Source organism: Neisseria sp. Marseille-Q1983 (assembly GCF_018224585.1).
Taxonomy (GTDB): domain Bacteria; phylum Pseudomonadota; class Gammaproteobacteria; order Burkholderiales; family Neisseriaceae; genus Neisseria; species Neisseria polysaccharea.
In genome coordinates, this window is the sequence record NZ_JAGTUI010000091.1 from 1 (window position 1) to 2,254 (window position 2,254).

Sequence of the window (2,254 nt, forward strand, 5' to 3'; positions counted from 1 at the left end):
CTTTTTTCTTAGGATTTAATTCTTCTTTACGTTGCTTATAAAATTGCCAATATTTTTTGTCTTCCATAGAGAAAGGTGTGTAACGTAACTCTTTGTAGGCAAGATCAAAATATTTATAAGCATTTTCCAGATCACCTAGTTCGTAATAGATAATACCTGCCCATAGAAATGGGCTGCCATCAGGCACGGTTTTTCTAGCCTCAAGCGCAATAAGTATCCACTCAAGAGCTTTGGGATAATCACCTAATTTTTTATAGCTTCCTGAAATACCACAAGCAATTGCAGAAGTAGGTTCAACAAATTGAGTTGCTGGTTTGGGTAAAAGTTCCCATGCCTGCTTTAGAATATCAATTCTTTCCTTCGGTGTGGGCGCGTCATTTGAGTTACATACAAAATCATTGATTTTCTTGTTTAATTCATAATTTACTTGATCTAAATACATAATTTATCCTTCTTAGATTAACAACCTTTAGGTAATTTTCCATTTTTAGGCTTGCGGAGTTTCTTATAACATTCTTTGCTCTTTGCTCCACGGGAACAGTTGCCTGGCCCATATTCCAATCGATAATTATTGGGATCAAGCATCCATTTCCGTACTGCCTGAGACTTGGCTCCATGATAACGACCACAACGATTCCAATAAGAAACAACATCCTCAGGATTATGTCCCATATGTGCATTCCTTAAAGAGTATTTTTTACCGTCTACATCTTTGAAAACTGCACCCTCAGGAATTTGTAAGGTCGTCTGAAATTTGGTTTTCAGACGACCTCTATGTTAACTGCTAATGAGACTGTTAAAGAGCAAATGGTTCAGACGACCTCAAAGAAGGTATTGAGGTCGTCTGAAAAACAGAAACCGCGGGCTACGGCTTGCTTTTTACGCTTTTAAATTCCGGTGGTGAATTTTTTGAAACTCATCCGAAATAAAATCTCCAAATTCTGCAAACGATTCAATAGGTAAATTAAAAATTTCTGGTTTATAACGAATAAGCAGACTTAGGATATGATAATGACTTCTTGGTGTTTCACGTAATTCAATTCTCTCGAGTATTTTTTGCATACCATCCTCTTCATCTATTTTTTGTGCAATGGAAAAATCTGCATTGTGAGCCACTCCTAAAGCAGGATTAATGGAAGTAATTTCACTTGGGGTTGGATCTTGGTAATCGGGATCTTGAGCAATTATCCGCCAGTCTGACTCTAGCTTTGATTCAAATAAGGTATGACAGTCTAAAACGGTTTTGAATAGAATTGGGTAATTCCCAGCATTTTTATAATCGAATGGCTCAACTGGGCTTGAAGTAAACAAATCAAAAATTCCTACAGTGGCACCAAGCTTATTTTTAGCGATTATTCTACCGTAACCGAATAATTTATCAGCTATTTTAAAACAAAATAAATCACCATTCTTAAGATATCTATATAAAGTTCTGTTTTTTTCCCAATTAAAGATTTTCATAATACTTTTCCTTTTCTATAGCATAGAATGTTAAATTATTGGAAGATTTTTACAACCATTTTTGAGAATATGGTCTCTTCCCGCAACCATTGCTTCTTGTCTTTTAGCATTACGGGTCTTATTCTCAATAAATGAATGACATTTATTTCCTCTGGTTTTAGTTTTTTTAGGCTTAAAATTACTTTTCTGACCTTTTTTAAGTTTTTTTCCTGTCAGTGTTCCATGTTGTCGAATACAGCCCTCCTCATATCCACGAGCAGTTTCGTAATCCAAATCACTATATAATTCCACTAATTCTTCTACCCCAACTAATCTTCCTGATTTCCTGTGTTGTTTTACACGCGTCTTTATATTATCCGTAATACCGATATAAAAAGGTTTACTATCCCCTGGCCTATACAATCCATAAACAGAATATTTTTTTAATCCCAATGGATCTAACCAAATTTGAGCATTGGTGGCGAATTGATAAAAATTAGCTCCACCATCTAACCCAATCGGGTCCTGATTCACAAACCGCCCGGCCTCAGGCTCGTAATACCTCATCAGGTTGTAATGCAGCCCCGTCTCGCTGTCGAAGTACTGATTCTGAAGTCTGAACGGCTGGTGCGCGTGCTGATAGACGCGCCCGTCCTTTTTCAGACAACCCCAGGCGGTGTATTCGCCATACCATAAGAGATTGCCGTAGATGTCGGTCATCTCGCGCGGGATGCCGATTTGGTCGTTGTGGAAATAGCTGAGGTATTGTTTGCCGTCTTTGGCGTTGTCAAAGATTTGCGCCAGCGGTTCGTAG

4 protein-coding genes are annotated in these 2,254 nt (G+C 37.8%); all 4 read right to left on the reverse strand.

What is annotated here, in order from left to right:
- Positions 1-442: tetratricopeptide repeat protein (locus tag KEM39_RS11145; protein WP_211710049.1), on the reverse strand; the 442-nt coding region annotated here is incomplete at its 3' end.
- Positions 443-459: 17 nt separating this feature from the next.
- Complete coding sequence (locus tag KEM39_RS11150; RefSeq protein WP_300991115.1) at positions 460-765, reverse strand: GH-E family nuclease; 306 nt, start codon at positions 763-765, stop codon at positions 460-462.
- Positions 766-879: 114 nt separating this feature from the next.
- The gene (locus KEM39_RS11155) at positions 880-1,461 is read right to left on the reverse strand and encodes an Imm26 family immunity protein (protein WP_211710050.1); all 582 of its coding nucleotides are present in this window, start codon (positions 1,459-1,461) and stop codon (positions 880-882) included.
- 30 nt (positions 1,462-1,491) lie between these two features.
- Positions 1,492-2,254: RHS repeat-associated core domain-containing protein (locus KEM39_RS11765; RefSeq protein ID WP_249182775.1), on the reverse strand; the 763-nt coding region annotated here is incomplete at its 5' end.

Excerpts from the sequence above, each read along its gene's own strand:
- KEM39_RS11155 (WP_211710050.1), bottom strand. The coding sequence starts at position 1,461 with ATGAAAATCTTTAATTGGGAAAAAAACAGAACTTTATATAGATATCTT.